Source organism: Pseudomonas taetrolens, assembly GCF_900475285.1.
GTDB classification, from domain to species: Bacteria; Pseudomonadota; Gammaproteobacteria; order Pseudomonadales; family Pseudomonadaceae; genus Aquipseudomonas; species Aquipseudomonas taetrolens.
Window position 1 is genome coordinate 774,879 of record NZ_LS483370.1, and the last position, 14,841, is coordinate 789,719.

At 57.5% G+C, this 14,841-nt stretch carries 17 protein-coding genes and 4 tRNA genes; 13 read left to right on the top strand and 8 right to left on the bottom strand.

Features of this window, described 5'->3' with window-relative positions; all coding sequences use genetic code 11:
• Window positions 1–274 precede the first annotated feature (274 nt).
• The 5 genes from pilV to thiO are packed head-to-tail and all read left to right on the top strand — an operon-like array spanning window position 275 to window position 3,492.
• Window positions 275–700 carry a type IV pilus modification protein PilV gene (pilV, locus tag DQN55_RS03750; protein ID WP_048378235.1) on the top strand — a complete coding sequence of 142 codons (426 nt, stop codon included), beginning with the start codon at window positions 275–277 and terminating at the stop codon, window positions 698–700.
• A complete protein-coding gene (locus tag DQN55_RS03755) occupies window positions 697–1,392 on the top strand; it encodes a PilW family protein (RefSeq protein WP_048378234.1) in 696 nt (231 codons plus the stop codon). Before pilV ends, DQN55_RS03755 begins: the two co-directional genes overlap by 4 nt.
• Window positions 1,393–1,402: 10 nt before the next feature.
• Window positions 1,403–1,945 carry a pilus assembly PilX family protein gene (locus DQN55_RS03760; RefSeq protein WP_048378233.1) on the top strand — a complete coding sequence of 181 codons (543 nt, stop codon included), beginning with the start codon at window positions 1,403–1,405 and terminating at the stop codon, window positions 1,943–1,945.
• 10 nt (window positions 1,946–1,955) lie between these two features.
• Window positions 1,956–2,357, top strand: coding sequence for a type IV pilin protein (locus tag DQN55_RS03765; RefSeq protein ID WP_048378232.1), 402 nt, complete (start codon window positions 1,956–1,958; stop codon window positions 2,355–2,357).
• 34 nt (window positions 2,358–2,391) lie between these two features.
• Window positions 2,392–3,492, top strand: a complete 1,101-nt coding sequence (gene thiO / locus DQN55_RS03770) for a glycine oxidase ThiO (RefSeq protein WP_048378459.1) — start codon at window positions 2,392–2,394, stop codon at window positions 3,490–3,492.
• Window positions 3,493–3,555: 63 nt separating this feature from the next.
• Here thiO and DQN55_RS03775 read toward each other — a convergent pair whose 3' ends face one another.
• Window positions 3,556–3,783, bottom strand: a complete 228-nt coding sequence (locus DQN55_RS03775; RefSeq protein ID WP_048378231.1) for a PP0621 family protein — start codon at window positions 3,781–3,783, stop codon at window positions 3,556–3,558.
• Between the two features lie 130 nt (window positions 3,784–3,913).
• Window positions 3,914–4,927, bottom strand: a complete 1,014-nt coding sequence (locus tag DQN55_RS03780) for an outer membrane protein assembly factor BamD (protein WP_048378230.1) — start codon at window positions 4,925–4,927, stop codon at window positions 3,914–3,916.
• 148 nt (window positions 4,928–5,075) lie between these two features.
• Here DQN55_RS03780 and rluD point away from each other — a divergent pair, with 148 nt between their 5' ends.
• From rluD to DQN55_RS03815, 7 genes are all read left to right on the top strand, one after another.
• Window positions 5,076–6,038, top strand: a complete 963-nt coding sequence (rluD, locus tag DQN55_RS03785; RefSeq protein ID WP_048378458.1) for a 23S rRNA pseudouridine(1911/1915/1917) synthase RluD — start codon at window positions 5,076–5,078, stop codon at window positions 6,036–6,038.
• Window positions 6,035–6,766 (top strand): peptidoglycan editing factor PgeF, encoded by a 732-nt coding sequence (gene pgeF, locus DQN55_RS03790; protein WP_048378229.1) that lies wholly within the window; start codon window positions 6,035–6,037, stop codon window positions 6,764–6,766. The genes rluD and pgeF overlap by 4 nt, the downstream gene beginning before the upstream one ends.
• 123 nt (window positions 6,767–6,889) lie before the next feature.
• On the top strand, window positions 6,890–9,457 hold the full coding sequence (gene clpB / locus DQN55_RS03795; protein WP_048378228.1) for an ATP-dependent chaperone ClpB: 2,568 nt from the start codon (window positions 6,890–6,892) through the stop codon (window positions 9,455–9,457).
• A 309-nt stretch (window positions 9,458–9,766) separates the two neighbouring features.
• Window positions 9,767–9,842: transfer RNA gene (locus DQN55_RS03800), tRNA-Asn, on the top strand.
• 9 nt (window positions 9,843–9,851) lie between these two features.
• Window positions 9,852–9,928, top strand: a tRNA-Pro gene (locus DQN55_RS03805).
• A 5-nt stretch (window positions 9,929–9,933) separates the two neighbouring features.
• A tRNA-Lys gene (locus DQN55_RS03810) sits at window positions 9,934–10,009 on the top strand.
• Between the two features lie 93 nt (window positions 10,010–10,102).
• Window positions 10,103–10,179 (top strand) — tRNA-Pro (locus DQN55_RS03815).
• Window positions 10,180–10,384: 205 nt separating this feature from the next.
• Here the strand turns inward: DQN55_RS03815 and DQN55_RS03820 are convergent.
• The 4 genes from DQN55_RS03820 to DQN55_RS03835 form a co-directional block, all read right to left on the bottom strand.
• On the bottom strand, window positions 10,385–11,686 hold the full coding sequence (locus DQN55_RS03820) for an NAD(P)/FAD-dependent oxidoreductase (protein WP_048378227.1): 1,302 nt from the start codon (window positions 11,684–11,686) through the stop codon (window positions 10,385–10,387).
• 63 nt (window positions 11,687–11,749) lie between these two features.
• Window positions 11,750–11,923, bottom strand: a complete 174-nt coding sequence (locus DQN55_RS03825; RefSeq protein WP_048378226.1) for a DUF3094 family protein — start codon at window positions 11,921–11,923, stop codon at window positions 11,750–11,752.
• A gap of 55 nt (window positions 11,924–11,978) precedes the next feature.
• On the bottom strand, window positions 11,979–12,506 hold the full coding sequence (locus DQN55_RS03830; RefSeq protein WP_048378225.1) for an MOSC domain-containing protein: 528 nt from the start codon (window positions 12,504–12,506) through the stop codon (window positions 11,979–11,981).
• Entirely contained in the window at window positions 12,503–13,132 is a 630-nt protein-coding gene (locus DQN55_RS03835) for a DUF1780 domain-containing protein (protein ID WP_048378224.1), read from the bottom strand. Before DQN55_RS03835 ends, DQN55_RS03830 begins: the two co-directional genes overlap by 4 nt.
• Window positions 13,133–13,263: 131 nt before the next feature.
• Between DQN55_RS03835 and DQN55_RS03840 the strand changes: the two genes are divergently transcribed.
• Entirely contained in the window at window positions 13,264–13,950 is a 687-nt protein-coding gene (locus DQN55_RS03840; RefSeq protein ID WP_048378223.1) for an energy-coupling factor ABC transporter permease, read from the top strand.
• A gap of 67 nt (window positions 13,951–14,017) precedes the next feature.
• Here DQN55_RS03840 and yacG read toward each other — a convergent pair whose 3' ends face one another.
• Both yacG and coaE read right to left on the bottom strand, forming a co-directional pair.
• Window positions 14,018–14,221 (bottom strand): DNA gyrase inhibitor YacG, encoded by a 204-nt coding sequence (gene yacG / locus DQN55_RS03845; RefSeq protein WP_048378222.1) that lies wholly within the window; start codon window positions 14,219–14,221, stop codon window positions 14,018–14,020.
• Window positions 14,218–14,841, bottom strand: a complete 624-nt coding sequence (coaE, locus tag DQN55_RS03850) for a dephospho-CoA kinase (RefSeq protein WP_048378221.1) — start codon at window positions 14,839–14,841, stop codon at window positions 14,218–14,220. The genes yacG and coaE overlap by 4 nt, the downstream gene beginning before the upstream one ends.

A 14,841-nucleotide genomic window follows, 5' to 3' on the forward strand; every position in this document is an offset into this window, starting at 1 on the left:
TGTTCTCGTACGGGTTTCTACTAGGTATAGCGTGCGAAGCCCTGCACCGGGTCGCCTGTTGCCCGGTAATGATTTCACCATGTTTGCAGGTGCGCGATGAGCTGTGTCTCACGGAATCGTACGAAGAATATGGCTGGTCGCCTTGGCTGCCTCCTACCGGTAAAGGTGGTGCTCTGGATTAGGCTTTTTACATGACGGTGCATGACGCCCCGTCGATCCAGGCACAGGGACGGTTCACCAGATGGTTCGATTCTATAAACGCCGGCAAGCAGGAATGACTCTGATCGAGGTGCTGATCGCGATGTTGATCCTGGCGGTCGGCCTGCTCGGTGGCGCAGGGCTCCAGCTCAATGCACTGAAATACACCCGCAGCGCGCTCATGAACACTCAGGCCAGTTTTATCGCTCAGGATCTGCTGGATCGTATGCGTGCCAACGCTGGCGGTGATTACCGCGTGACGGACCTGGATCGGATCAGCCCTTCGCTCAGTGGTGTGGCCGGGCAGGACCTGAATGAGTTCAAACGCAATATTCGCCAGTTTGCAGGGGGCGCTGGCAAGGGCACGGTTGCAGTCAGTGGGCAGCAGGTGCGTATCAGCCTTGAATGGAATGATGCCCGCGGTGGCCAGCATGACGGTTTTTCGAGCTCATTTACCCTGAGCAGCCAGATCAGTGCCGATGCGCCGGTAAAGGCATCATGAAGCGCATGAGTTCAGGCTTTGGCCTGGTCGAACTGATGGTGGCGCTGGTGTTGGGGATGTTGATGGTGCCAGGCATGGCACAGATTTCTTTAAGTGCTCGCGAGACCTACGCCAGTCAGCGTGCATCGGCCATGCTTCAAGAAGATGCGCGTTATGTCCTGAGTAAAATGGCCCGGGAAATTCGCATGGCCGGCATGTTTGGTTGCCTCGGGAGTGAGTTCATCATTGATGCGCCGTCGGCGTTTCAAACGCCTGTGTCCTGGCATGGGCCGGCTGGTTCCCGGTCGCTGCAGATGATCAGTGCAGACATAGGGCCTCAGGGGACAAGACCAGACTGGACTGTGGTGTCTGACTGTACGACCTTTGCCCAGGCTTATCGTGGCGCACGATCATCGTTGTCCCCCGGTGAAACCGGGTTTCCCGTGCGACGGGTAGTCTACCGGTTTGATAAAGGGCAGTTGAAAACGGGGCCTGACAACGCGGTGCTACTGGACAATGTTGCGACATTTGACGTGAGCTTTGGTGTGGCTGGGTCGGCCAGTGCCCAGTCGGTTCTGCGTTATGAGTCCAGTCCGGCCGATGTAGCCAGAATCCGCAGTGTAAAGGTTGCTCTCACATTGAGAGATCCCGGGGGGCGTGTCAAAGATCAGGCTTATCACCTGGTTGTCGCGTTGCGCAATCGACTGGTTTAGGGCGCGTCCCATGTTGGTTTATTCGCATGCGCAGAAAGGCATGGTGTTGCTGGTTAGCCTGATATTCCTGTTGTTGCTCAGTCTGATCGGCATTTCTGCAATGACCCGAGCGACGCATCAGGAAAAAATGGCCGCAGGCATTCAACATGTCAATCATTCGTTCCAGGCTGCAGAGGCTGCACTGCGCCAGGGTGAGTCCTGGTTGCGGGTCAACTGGCCGGGTTTGCTCGCCTGTACTTCTCCGGTCATGTGCGCGCCACCAGCCGCGGCACGTATTCAACGGTTCCCGGGCTTCGACCCCATATCAGGTGTGCGCTGGCTACCCGTTTCGGGTGGCTTGTACGGCATTCAGAGCCTTGGCCCGAGCATGACACCTGCCGATTATCCGGCGAGCACTTTGACCCGGCTGTACCGGATTACCGGGATCGGCTTGCATGGCCAATCCCGCACGGTGCTCGAAAGTCTGTATGCCCATTATCAGGATGCGAGCGGGGGCGCCGAAGGTGTTTCTCCCCCGTATGTGCGAAGGGTGATGTGGCGACAAGTTCAATAGGGAGTGCCTGATGCCAAAGCATGGAGGCGGTTTTAGCTTGATCGAATTGATGATCGCTGTGGCGATCGTCGGTATCCTTGGAGGATTCGTTTATCCGCTGTATAGCGATTATCTGAAGCGGGCTTATCGCTCTGAAATCATTATCCTGTTGATGGAGAACGCTCAAGCCCTTGGGCAGTTTTATACAAAAAACGGTGTATATACCGGCGCGCAGGGTCTTGGTTCAGGTAATCAATACTACAGCGTCACGTCCGATCTGGCAGATCACGCCTTCTTGCTTACGGCAACGCGCAAAGAAGGCTCCTCAATGGCGGACGACTCATGCGGGAACTTCACATTGGCCCACACGGGCTTGATGGCAATGACCCAGGCCGCCCCGGACCTGACACCTCAGCAGTGTTGGGGGCGCTAACGATTTACTTTGAATGACGGGCTGGATTGAAAAAATGGCTAGGCAGGAACGAGTAGTGATTGTCGGCGGCGGAGTGATTGGCTTGCTGACAGCGTTTAATCTGGCCTCTGAAGTCGAACAGGTCATTCTGCTGGACCGTGGTGGGGTCGGGCAGGAGTCGTCCTGGGCCGGCGGCGGCATTGTTTCGCCGCTTTATCCATGGCGGTATAACTGCGCGGTTACGGCGCTGGCTCACTGGTCGCAAGACTTCTACCCACAGTTGGCCGAGCGCTTGTTTGCCTCCACAGGTCTTGATCCTGAAGTGCATACGACCGGTTTGTACTGGCTCGACCTGGACGATGAAGCCGAGGCGCTGGCGTGGGCCCGGCGCGAAGGCAGGCCCTTGAGTGGGGTGGATGTCGCGTCGGTTGAACGCGCCGTTCCGGTATTGGGTGGTGGTTTTTCTCGCGCGATCTATATGGCCGATGTGGCAAATGTGCGTAATCCACGACTGGTCAAATCGTTAAAAGCAGCGCTGCAATCCATGCCGAATGTCACGATCCATGAGCACTGCGAGGTTCAGGGGTTCATTCGTGAAGGCGCAAAGATTGCGGGAGTGAACACGGCGCAGGGTGAGATTCACGGCGATCAGGTGGTGTTGTCGGCGGGCGCCTGGAGCGCAGAACTCTTGAGTAGCCTGGGGCTTGAACTGCCGGTGGAGCCCGTCAAGGGGCAGATGATTCTGTACAAGTGTGCGTCAGACTTTTTGTCGTGCATGGTGTTGGCGAAAGGGCGCTATGCGATCCCGCGCCGAGACGGTCATATCTTGATCGGCAGTACGCTGGAGCATGAAGGATTTGATAAAACCCCGACCCAAACGGCACTTGAAAGCCTGAAAGCATCGGCGATAGAGCTGATTCCAGCACTGGCCGATGCCGAGCCAGTGGGTCATTGGGCAGGCTTGCGCCCTGGCTCACCTGAGGGTATCCCGTATATCGGGCGGGTTTCCGGCTTTGACGGTCTGTGGCTCAACTGCGGGCATTACCGCAATGGCCTGGTACTTGCGCCTGCATCCTGCCAGTTATTTGCCGATCTGCTGTTGGGGCGTGAACCGATCATCGACCCTGCGCCTTATGCACCGGCGGGACGTTTCTGATGACGTCGATGCTCCTGTAGTCGTCGCAGGTCGGCAACTACAGGAGTGCTTGCCGGTGAAGAGTCAGCGTTTGACGGGGCCCTGTTCCAGATGGCTCTGGCTGCAATACCACGTTTGTTGCTGGCTTAATGCGCGGTCACGGGGCAGGTGCACGCCGCAATGGGCGCACCGCACCATCGGGTGGGCGTCAGGGTCGACCGGCTTTTTAGTCGCGCTCAGGCTGGCTTTGTATTTGCGCCAGAGCCAGACGCCTGCAGCAATCAGTGCAGCCCAGAACAGTAAACGAAGCATGGTTATTCGCTATTCGATAAAAGATGCGTCAGTTTAGCCAAGGTCTTGTCGGGCGCACAGCGTAATCAGCATTGCCTGAATCCAGAACAAAAAAAGAGCCCCGAAGGGCTCTTTTTTATGGGCTGAACAATCAGTCGAACAGGCCCAGTGTCATGTAGCTGAACCATGAACGGCTTTTGCTTTCAGCTTCAGGTGCTTCGATGATGTTGCCGTCGTCATCTTTGGGCTTCAGCTCGGCAGGAATTGCATCTTTGGCTTCCTGGAACTGCTTCTGAACGTCCTGGTTGGCACGGGTTTCACCCGGTGGCAGCGGGGTGCTGGACTCGATCAGGCCCAGGGTTGCCTTGCTCAGCCACGAGCGGTTGTCCGACTCGGAAACCTGCGGCACAAACTGACCGTCTACCAGGCTTGGGTGCTCTGGGTAGTTGTCCTTGAGAACTTCAAGGCTGGTCGCAGCCAGCTCATCGAGGTGCATGCGCTGGTAGGATTCAACCATGACCGCGAGTCCGTCGGCGACCGAAGGGGTTTCCTGGAAGTTTTCGACGACATAGCGGCCACGGTTGGCTGAGGCAACATAAGCCTGACGGGTCAAGTAGTAGTTGGCCACGTGGATCTCGTACGCTGCCAGCAGGTTGCGCAGGTAGATCATGCGCTGCTTGGCATCAGGTGCGTAGCGGCTGTCCGGGAAGCGGCTGGTGAGCTGGGCGAACTCGTTGAACGAGTCGCGTGCAGCGCCCGGGTCGCGTTTGGTCATGTCCAGCGGCAGGAAGCGCGCCAGCAGACCAACGTCCTGGTCAAACGAGGTCAGGCCTTTCAGGTAATAGGCGTAATCGACGTTTGGATGTTGAGGATGCAGACGGATAAACCGTTCGGCTGCCGATTTGGCGGCCTCGGGTTCGGAGTTTTTATAGTAGGCGTAGATCAGTTCGAGCTGGGCCTGATCGGCATAGCGTCCGAACGGGTAGCGCGACTCCAGAGCCTTCAGTTTGGCGGTAGCACTGGTATAGCTGTGGTTATCCAGGTCGGCCTGCGCCTGCTGGTACAGCTCGACTTCGCTCAAGTTGTCGTCAACAACTTCCTTTGTCGACGAACAAGCGGCGGTCAGTGCGAGGATGGCGATCAGCAGCAGGTGTCTCACTTGCATGGCGGCTTGCGTCCCTATGACGGCCGCTGTCTTGGGCGGGTCCGTCCTGTTATGATGAACGCCCCGTGAAAAGCCTCGGGGCAAAAGACGCCGTATTTAACCACAAGCGCGCAGCCGAAACCAAAGGCTTGGCGCCGTCCTGATGAGCATGTCCGAGAAAATTCTACTTCGCGCAGAGGTGCCGTCCGAACTGGGTGGCCAACGCCTCGATCAAGTCGCCGCACAATTATTCGCTGAGCACTCGCGCTCGCGCCTATCCGCCTGGATCAAAGACGGCCGCCTCACTGTGGACGGAGGCGTCATACGCCCCCGTGACATTGTGCATGGTGGTGCCATCCTGGAACTGACTGCCGAGCAGGAAGCCCAGGGTGAGTGGGTCGCCCAAGACATCCCCCTGGACATCGTTTACGAAGACGATGACATCCTGGTCATCAACAAGCCTGCGGGCTTGGTGGTGCACCCGGCTGCCGGGCATGCCGACGGCACTTTGCTCAATGCCTTGCTGCACCACGTACCGGACATCGTCAATGTACCGCGTGCGGGGATCGTGCATCGCCTGGACAAAGACACCACTGGTCTGATGGTGGTCGCCAAGACCATCCAGGCGCAGACACAACTGGTTACCCAGTTGCAGAGCCGCAGTGTCAGCCGTATCTATGAGTGCATTGTTATCGGTGTCGTCACCGCTGGGGGCAAGATCGACGCGCCCATCGGCCGTCACGGCCAGCAACGCCAGCGCATGGCGGTAATGGAAGGCGGCAAGCAGGCGGTGAGTCATTACCGCGTGCTTGAGCGTTTCCGTTCCCACACCCATGTGCGGGTCAAGCTGGAAACCGGTCGCACGCACCAGATTCGTGTGCATATGTCCCACATCAACTTCCCGTTGGTCGGAGATCCTGCCTATGGCGGCCGTTTCCGCATCCCGCCGGCAGCCAGTGTGACAATGGTCGAATCCTTGAAAAACTTCCCGCGTCAGGCATTGCATGCGCGCTTCCTTGAGTTGGATCATCCGACGACCGGTAAGCGCATGAGCTGGGAATCGCCACTGCCGGACGATTTTGTCTGGTTGCTGACGTTGCTCAAGCAAGACCGTGAGGCATTCATCGGATGAACACCTTCCTGATTCCTGACTGGCCTGCGCCGGCAGGCATCAGGGCCTGTGTGACCACCCGGGCGGGCGGCGTCAGTCTGGCGCCGTTCGACAGCTTCAATCTGGGCGATCATGTTGACGACGATCCTGTCGCCGTCGCGCATAACCGCCAGCGCCTTACCCATGTATTTGACGTACAGCCCGCTTGGCTCAGCCAGGTTCACGGGGTTGTCGTTGCGCCTGCCACTCCCGGCCAGATCATCGAAGCCGATGCCAGCTGGACGGCAACGCCCGGCATTGCCTGTACGGTGATGACCGCCGACTGCCTGCCTGCATTGTTCTGTGATCGAGCGGGCACCCGTGTCGCGGCGGCCCATGCCGGTTGGCGCGGGCTGGCAGCGGGTGTACTTGAAGCGACAGCCCAAAGCCTCAATGTTGAACCGCAAGACATACTGGTCTGGCTTGGGCCGGCCATTGGCCCCAAAGCGTTCGAAGTGGGGGCTGAAGTGCGTGATGTGTTCATGCGCGACTTGCCGCAGTCAGCCGCGGCGTTTGTACCCAGCGTCAATCCGGGGCGCTTTATGGCTGACATCTATGAGCTGGCGCGCCTGCGCCTGGCCCGATGCGGAATCACGGCGGTGTACGGTGGCGGTTTTTGCACCGTGACGGATTCACGCTTCTATTCATACCGGCGCAGCCCGCGTACGGGTCGCTTCGCGTCACTGGTCTGGATTGAAACCTCTTCCTGACTGACCTGTGTCAATTTCATACGCTTGAAACTCCCGTAATCGCCCGCATCTACTAAGGTATCTGGCAGGTTTCTTCATTCAGGAGTTTCCATCCCTCCGGCCTGCTCATAAGGAAGGTGACGAATGCGTATAGATAGATTAACCAGCAAGTTGCAATTGGCATTGTCTGATGCTCAGTCGTTGGCTGTTGGCCATGACCATCCGGCCATTGAACCGGCGCACTTGATGCAGGCATTGCTGGACCAGCAGGGCGGTTCGATCAAACCGCTGCTGATGCAAGTCGGTTTTGATGTAAACAGCCTGCGTAAAGAACTGACCAAAGAACTCGATCAGCTGCCAAAAATCCAGAACCCGACTGGCGACGTGAATATGTCGCAGGATCTGGCGCGCCTGCTCAACCAGGCAGACCGTCTGGCACAGCAGAAAGGCGACCAGTTCATCACCAGCGAAATGGTGTTGTTGGCTGCAATGGATGACAACAGCAAGCTGGGCAAATTGTTGATGGGGCAGGGCGTGAGCAAAAAAGCGCTCGAAAATGCCATCAATAACCTGCGCGGCGGCGAAGCGGTCAATGACCCGAATGTTGAAGAGTCGCGGCAGGCACTGGACAAATACACCATCGACCTGACCAAGCGCGCCGAAGAAGGCAAGCTCGATCCGGTCATTGGGCGTGACGATGAAATTCGCCGCACGATTCAAGTGCTGCAGCGCCGGACCAAAAATAACCCGGTGCTGATCGGCGAGCCCGGGGTGGGTAAAACCGCCATTGCTGAAGGTTTGGCGCAGCGGATCATCAATGGTGAAGTACCGGATGGCCTTAAAGGCAAACGTCTGTTGTCGCTGGACATCGGTGCGCTGATTGCCGGTGCCAAGTTCCGCGGTGAGTTTGAGGAGCGACTCAAAGCATTGCTGAATGAACTGTCCAAGCAGGAAGGTCAGATCATTCTGTTTATCGACGAGCTGCATGTCATGGTCGGCGCCGGCAAGGGCGAGGGCGCCATGGATGCGGGCAATATGCTCAAGCCTGCCCTGGCGCGCGGTGAGCTGCACTGCGTGGGCGCGACCACGCTCAATGAGTACCGTCAATATATAGAGAAGGATGCGGCACTTGAGCGTCGCTTCCAGAAAGTACTGGTTGATGAGCCGAGTGAAGAAGACACCATTGCGATCCTGCGTGGCTTGAAAGAGCGCTATGAGGTTCACCACAAGGTGGCCATTACCGACGGTGCGATTATTGCCGCGGCCAAACTCAGTCATCGCTACATCACTGATCGCCAGTTGCCTGACAAGGCGATTGACTTGATTGACGAGGCTGCCAGCCGTATTCGCATGGAGATCGACTCCAAGCCTGAAGTGCTGGACCGTCTGGAGCGTCGCTTGATTCAACTGAAGGTTGAAGCTCAGGCGCTGAAGAAAGAGGAAGACGAGGCCGCGAAAAAACGTCTCGAGAAACTGCAGGAAGAAATCGAGCGCCATGAGCGCGAGTATTCTGATCTGGAAGAAATCTGGACCTCGGAAAAAGCCGAAGTGCAGGGTTCTGCCCAGATCCAGCAACAGATAGAGCAAGCGCGCCAGGAGCTTGAAGTGGCCCGCCGCAGCGGCAACCTCAACCGCATGGCCGAGTTGCAGTACGGGATCATTCCCGATCTGGAGCGCAGCCTGCAGATGGTCGATGAGCACAGCAACAAGACTGAAAACCAGTTGTTGCGCAGCAAGGTGACCGAAGAGGAAATCGCTGAAGTGGTATCGAAGTGGACGGGTATCCCTGTCTCCAAGATGCTCGAAGGCGAGCGCGACAAGCTGATGAAGATGGAAAGTCTGTTGCATGAGCGCGTGATCGGTCAGGACGAAGCTGTGGTTGCCGTGTCCAACGCGGTTCGTCGTTCGCGTGCCGGCTTGAGCGATCCGGATCGTCCAAGCGGTTCGTTCATGTTCCTGGGCCCGACCGGCGTAGGTAAAACCGAGTTGTGCAAGGCACTGGCCGAATTCCTCTTTGATACTGAAGAGGCGATGGTGCGCATTGATATGTCCGAGTTCATGGAGAAACACTCCGTGGCTCGACTGATTGGTGCTCCACCAGGCTATGTGGGCTACGAGGAAGGCGGGTACTTGACCGAAGCCGTACGGCGCAAGCCTTACTCGGTCATCCTGCTGGATGAGGTCGAGAAGGCTCATCCGGATGTGTTCAACGTGTTGCTGCAGGTGCTTGAAGACGGTCGATTGACTGACAGCCATGGCCGTACAGTTGACTTCCGCAACACGGTGATCGTGATGACTTCCAACCTGGGCTCTGCGCAGATCCAGGAGCTGGTTGGTGATCGTGAGGCGCAACGGGCCGCGGTGATGGATGCGGTGAGTACCCACTTCCGTCCGGAGTTTGTGAACCGGATCGACGAGGTGGTGATCTTCGAGCCTCTGGCCCGTGATCAGATTGCCGGCATTGCTGAAATCCAGTTGGGTCGTTTGCGTGGCCGTCTGGCAGAGCGTGATCTGAGCCTCGAGTTGAGTCAGGAAGCTCTGGACAAGCTGATTGCCGTTGGCTATGACCCGGTTTATGGCGCACGTCCGCTGAAACGTGCGATCCAGCGCTGGATCGAAAACCCGTTGGCACAACTGATTCTGTCGGGTCAGTTCATGCCGGGGACCACGGTGACCGCCACTGTGAAAGACGACGAAATCGTCTTCGCATAAGGCCCAACGTGGGTGTTTTAAGAGAGGCCTCGCATTGCGAGGCCTTTTTTTTATTTAGGGTGTTGATCTATAAGGAAAACGCTAGTAAAGTGCGCCCCGCAGTAAGTCACCCGCAACGGCAACCTGGCCCAAACCAGGAAGCCCGCTAGAAGAGCTAAATCATTGTCTTCTAACGAAAAATAAGGGTTGACAAAGATTCAAAGGGTTGTAGAATAGCGCGCCTCAGAGGCACTAACGCAGCGATGCGAGAGAGCCAAAGAGAACGAGCAAAGTTGTAGAGAAGCACCGTTGTAGATTGAAATATGTAGTTCCGCGATAGCTCAGTTGGTAGAGCAAATGACTGTTAATCATTGGGTCCCTGGTTCGAGTCCAGGTCGTGGAGCCATTTTCAAGCCGGGGTATAGCGCAGTCCGGTAGCGCGCCTGCTTTGGGAGCAGGATGTCAGGAGTTCGAATCCCCTTACCCCGACCATTTTTGGGTCGTTAGCTCAGTTGGTAGAGCAGTTGGCTTTTAACCAATTGGTCGTAGGTTCGAATCCCACACGACCCACCATTTTTGGCTCCAGTTCACTGGGGCTAGATCTTAAGATCAGAGGCCAAAAGCACTGATCGAAGAAGGCGCCTCTTGAAGGTGCCTTTTTTTTACCGGGGTATAGCGCAGTCCGGTAGCGCGCCTGCTTTGGGAGCAGGATGTCAGGAGTTCGAATCCCCTTACCCCGACCATTTTCTGCCCGGCAGTAATGGGTATGAAGATCAGGCTCTGATGCCAATTGCATCTTGGCCAATAAAAAAGCGTCCTTCGGGACGCTTTTTTATTGTCTTCAAAAAAGTGGATGTACGTTATTCATTCCTTGTTTAAGGCTGTGGAGTTGAGGGTGCTATGTGCCTCTGTAGCCGCCGAGAAGCGCAGCGGCTACAGAGTGTCGGGTTAGTGCAGCTTCAGGCGCGGTTCGGTGCCTCGGCCAATCCGGCTGCCAAGCATCAGCATCAGGGTGCGGAATGTCCCGTACAGCGCCATTTGGTGCATGCGGTACAGCGAGATATAAAACATCCGTGCCAGCCAGCCTTCCAGCATGACAGTGCCCATCAGGCTCCCCATCAAGTTACCCACAGCCGAAAAGCTCGACAGTGAGATCAGTGAGCCGTAGTCGCGGTAGTGGTAATCCGGCAATTGCGGTTTGCCTTCGATCCGCAGCTTCAGGGACTTGGCCAACAGTGACGCTTGCTGGTGAGCGGCCTGGGCGCGTGGGGGGACGGTCCGGTCAGTACCAGGTTGAGGGCACGCCGCACAATCGCCAAAGGCAAAAATATTGTCGTCGCGGGTTGTTTGCAGAGTAGGTCGTACCACCAGCTGGTTGATGCGGTTGGTTTCCAGCCCGGCCAGCTCCTTGAGGAAGCCCGGTGCGCGGATCCCGGCTGCCCAAACCTTCAGGCTGGCAGGAATCACCTGGCCGTCGGCGGTAATCAGGCTGTCGGCGGTCACTTCACTGACAGCAGAGTTGGTCAGCACAGTTACCCCGAGTTTCTCCAGAGTTTTATGCACAGGCCCGCCAATGCGTTCTGGCAGGGCGGGCAATACCCGTGGGCCGGCTTCGATCAGAGTAATGTGCATGTTTTCCGGTTTGATCCGGTCAAGACCATACGCTGCCAGTTCGTGGGCGGCGTTATGCAGTTCTGCTGCCAGCTCAACACCTGTTGCTCCCGCACCCACAATGGCGACGCTGATCTGCTCGACCACATCGCTTTGCCCGGCGTGAGCGCGTAGATAGTGATTGAGCAATTGCTGATGGAAGCGTTCGGCCTGCTTGCGGGTATCGAGGAACAGGCAATGTTCAGCCGCGCCTTTGGTACCGAAATCATTGGTGGTGCTGCCTACCGCTATGACCAGTGTGTCGTAGTTCAGCTCTCTCGCCGGAACCAGTTCCTGGCCGTTTTCGTCGAGGGTCGCAGACAATGAGATCTTTTTCAGCTCACGGTCGAGTCCGCTCATGCGGCCTAGCTGAAACTCGAAGTGGTTCCATTTGGCTTGAGCGACGTAGTTGAGTTCGTCCTCCGAAGAGTTCAGCGAGCCGGCTGCCACTTCATGCAGCAGGGGTTTCCAGATGTGGGTCAGGTTGGCATCGACCAGCGTGATGCTGGCTTTGCCGCGCTTGCCCAGCGTCTTGCCCAGGCGGGTGGCCAACTCCAGGCCCCCGGCGCCGCCGCCGACGATAACAATACGATGGTTCATGGGTATCACTCACAAGGCTTAAAAAAATCTGTGCCTGAGTAACCCGGGCGAGCGCGATGCAGCTCATAGCACCAGGTAACTCAGGAGGCGGCTCAACAGGCCCATGCCAATCACCACAATCACAACCACCGCAAGGAGCAGCCAGGGCCTGAAAGGCCGGCGCTCAACTTGATTCTGTGGCAACTGCAGGTACTGTTCGACACGCTGCTGATCATCTGGGTTCAGACGGCTGGACATATATATTGCCTCGTCAGATAGACGTTGCGGGAAGGGTAAAAGCTACAGCGTTGAGTCAACCGGGATGAAAAGAAGCATAGCCGCTTGAGCCCAAAGGCTCGACCCGCAGTTCGTCGTCTAGACGAATGATCCCGCTTTCGATTACCCGCGCCGTAATACCGCCGTGACCACGTACAGCCTGGAAGGTGCCTTCACCCAAGCGTTGCTCAAGGCGGGCACAGGGCTGGCACCAGCCTGTTGTTTCAAGAGTGGCCTGGCCAATTTTGAAGCGTCGCCCTTTAAGGCTGAACAAATTGATTCCGCCCACCACAATGTTGCGCCGTAAATCCTGTGGCCGAAGGGGGTGATCGCTTTGACGGCCGAGCAGGGAGTGGATCACCGCCAGGTGCTCCCATTGGATCAGTGTCACCTGGCGTGCATTGCGTGCGCCGGGGCGCGCATGATCGCCCGTCAGTCCGGCTTCACGTCGGGCCTCTACGGCCTCCAGTTCGAGCATGTCGCCGCGAGATTCGGGGCGCACGCCGAGCCAGCGAACACGCCCGGTTTGCGGAACGTGCGCGATCAATTCCTGTAAAGGACTCACAAACTGATGCCTACGTCGAAAATGATACTGCGCCCCAGGTTGTTGCGCAGGAAGTCCGGTGCATCCGGTTGTGCAAACAGCACCCGGGCAAAGGTCGGGCCGACGAGCGACAGCGAGCGCCAGCCTTGGCGCAAGTACTCGGTGGGTGGCGGGAAGTGGCTGTTCAGATCAAGGACTTCGCGCTTGAGGCTGGAAAACGCAATGATGTCCAGTTGGTCCAGGTCGATGCCGCGTTCAAGGTAATTGTTGGCCTTCTTGTGCAGGGTCGGGCCCAGGCGTTGCAATAGTTTGCTCGCCGGAATCCGTTTGGGGCGTGCTTCGCGCCGCACCAGTTGGCTCAGGGAATAGGCGCTGCGCCGCCGCTGAAGTTCTTCGCGCCATTCATCGTTCAGGCGCCGGCCTTCATCGAGCACAAAGAAGACTTCAAAGCGCGCGTCACCAAACAAAACATCCGGAGGTTCCTGGCTTGCCTGGATGAAATCTTCGGTGTGATACGGAATGTTCAAGCCCTGTAGCAGGCGCTGGCAAACCCAACGCTCACGCTCCCATTTGCGGGCATTGGAGAGAAAAGCATTGGCTTGCTCGGCCTGTGTGGTGAGCAGGCGTAGATAGTCTGAGTCGTCCATGAACGCAGCTTAGCCTTGAATCAGGTGTTACTGAAAGTCTGAGGTGTAGACTGATGCATATCACCGGCACGGACTTTAAACGGGGAGGGTAGAGCGGTGTGCTTTAACGAGATGGCGCTGGAGATGCATACGTGATCGGAGCCGAGGTGTTATCCACCCAGACTCAGCTGCTTGGCTGGATGCTCTACGTGCCTGCTGTGCTATGGGCGATCTGGCGGGCACCGTGGGTTGAGCTGTTTAGCGACACCCGGCGCCAACATCTGTTGTTCGGCACGGTTTTTTCTCTGTTCTTGTTGTGGCTGGTACGGCGCGACTTTGATACGGGCGTGTCTTACCATTTCATCGGCCTGACGGTCGTCACGTTACTGCTCGACTGGCCGCTGGCGATCGTCGGTGCGCTCATGGCGCAAGCGGGGCTGGTGTTGCTGGGGCGCCAGGACCTGGCGGCGATGGGGGTCAACGGCGTGCTGCTGATTTTGCTGCCAGTGGCCGTGACCGAGGCCTGCGCGAGCGCAGTCGAGCGTGCGCAGCCGCGTAATCCATTTGTTTATATTTTTTGTTCGGGGTTCTTTGCCGCAGCTCTGGCTGCGCTGCTGTGTCTATTGGCGGTGCTGGGGGTGTTATGGCATGACGGGGTGTTCGTGATGCCTGAATGGCTGGAAGACTTTGTGGGCTACCTGTGGCTGATCATCTTTCCGGAGGCTTTTATCAACGGAATGCTGGTGACGGCTCTGGTGGTGTTCTGCCCTGAGTGGCTGGAGACCTTCAACCGTACTCGCTACCTGGCGGCCCCCTGGAAGGATGAGGGGCGCAAGTAGCAATCAGAACCCGCGACGGGGTGGGGCGCAACCCCCGTCGACGACTGCAAAAGATCGTCTCTGTGCATCAATGAATGCGGGGCGATAAATCGTCCGAGAACAGGTCATCTTCAGCGTCCGGGCTGACCGGGATTTTGTGCTCTTCGCTGGCCCAGGCTCCCAGGTCGATCAGCTTGCAGCGATCCGAGCAAAAAGGCCGGAAAGTATTGCCAGCGACCCATTCCACGGCGGTGCCACAGGTTGGGCAGTCTACGATCATCGGTTTGGTCATGGTTGGCCTCCACGCAAGGTTAAGTAAAAGTGATGCAGGCGCTCGACTTCGGTCTGAAGCGCCTTCAAGTCGGAATCATTGACCAGCACATCATCTGCATGCAGCAGGCGTTCTTCGCGGCTGGCCTGGACCTTGAGAATGGCCTGGATCTGTTGTTCGCTGGTGTTGTCGCGCAACAACGTGCGCTGCACTTGCAGGGCTTGCGGGGCGTCAATCACCAGTATGCGCTGGGTCGTCGAATATTGGCCGGACTCGATCAGCAGCGGTGAAACCAGAATGGCGTAGGGTGACTGCGCCTGCGCCAGGTTGTTGGCAATCTCATCGCGAATCAATGGGTGCAACAGCGCTTCAAGCCAGCGGCGTTGCTCGGGGTCGCTGAAGATCAAGGCACGCAGCGCGCTGCGATCGAGTTGCCCGTCGGCCTGCAGTACGCCATCACCAAAGTGCGCGGCGATTTTTGCCAGCGCCGGGCGCCCCGGCTCCACGACCCAGCGAGCGGCATGATCGGCGTCCACTACGTGTACGCCCAATGCGGCGAAGTGATGGGCGGCGGCACTCTTGCCGCTGCCGATACCACCGGTCAGGCCGAGAATCCAGGGTTTGGAAGGAGGGGTATTCAT

Coding starts and splice junctions, on each gene's coding strand:
- rluD (WP_048378458.1), top strand. CDS start 5,076: ATGTCCGAGAAAATTCTACTTCGCGCAGAGGTGCCGTCCGAACTGGGT.
- DQN55_RS03835 (WP_048378224.1), bottom strand. CDS start 13,132: ATGGACGACTCAGACTATCTACGCCTGCTCACCACACAGGCCGAGCAA.
- DQN55_RS03820 (WP_048378227.1), bottom strand. CDS start 11,686: ATGAACCATCGTATTGTTATCGTCGGCGGCGGCGCCGGGGGCCTGGAG.
- DQN55_RS03755 (WP_048378234.1), top strand. CDS start 697: ATGAAGCGCATGAGTTCAGGCTTTGGCCTGGTCGAACTGATGGTGGCG.
- coaE (WP_048378221.1), bottom strand. CDS start 14,841: ATGAATACCCCTCCTTCCAAACCCTGGATTCTCGGCCTGACCGGTGGT.
- thiO (WP_048378459.1), top strand. CDS start 2,392: ATGGCTAGGCAGGAACGAGTAGTGATTGTCGGCGGCGGAGTGATTGGC.
- DQN55_RS03760 (WP_048378233.1), top strand. CDS start 1,403: ATGTTGGTTTATTCGCATGCGCAGAAAGGCATGGTGTTGCTGGTTAGC.
- yacG (WP_048378222.1), bottom strand. CDS start 14,221: ATGACCAAACCGATGATCGTAGACTGCCCAACCTGTGGCACCGCCGTG.
- pilV (WP_048378235.1), top strand. CDS start 275: ATGACTCTGATCGAGGTGCTGATCGCGATGTTGATCCTGGCGGTCGGC.
- DQN55_RS03780 (WP_048378230.1), bottom strand. CDS start 4,927: ATGCAAGTGAGACACCTGCTGCTGATCGCCATCCTCGCACTGACCGCC.
- DQN55_RS03825 (WP_048378226.1), bottom strand. CDS start 11,923: ATGTCCAGCCGTCTGAACCCAGATGATCAGCAGCGTGTCGAACAGTAC.
- pgeF (WP_048378229.1), top strand. CDS start 6,035: ATGAACACCTTCCTGATTCCTGACTGGCCTGCGCCGGCAGGCATCAGG.
- DQN55_RS03765 (WP_048378232.1), top strand. CDS start 1,956: ATGCCAAAGCATGGAGGCGGTTTTAGCTTGATCGAATTGATGATCGCT.
- DQN55_RS03775 (WP_048378231.1), bottom strand. CDS start 3,783: ATGCTTCGTTTACTGTTCTGGGCTGCACTGATTGCTGCAGGCGTCTGG.
- clpB (WP_048378228.1), top strand. CDS start 6,890: ATGCGTATAGATAGATTAACCAGCAAGTTGCAATTGGCATTGTCTGAT.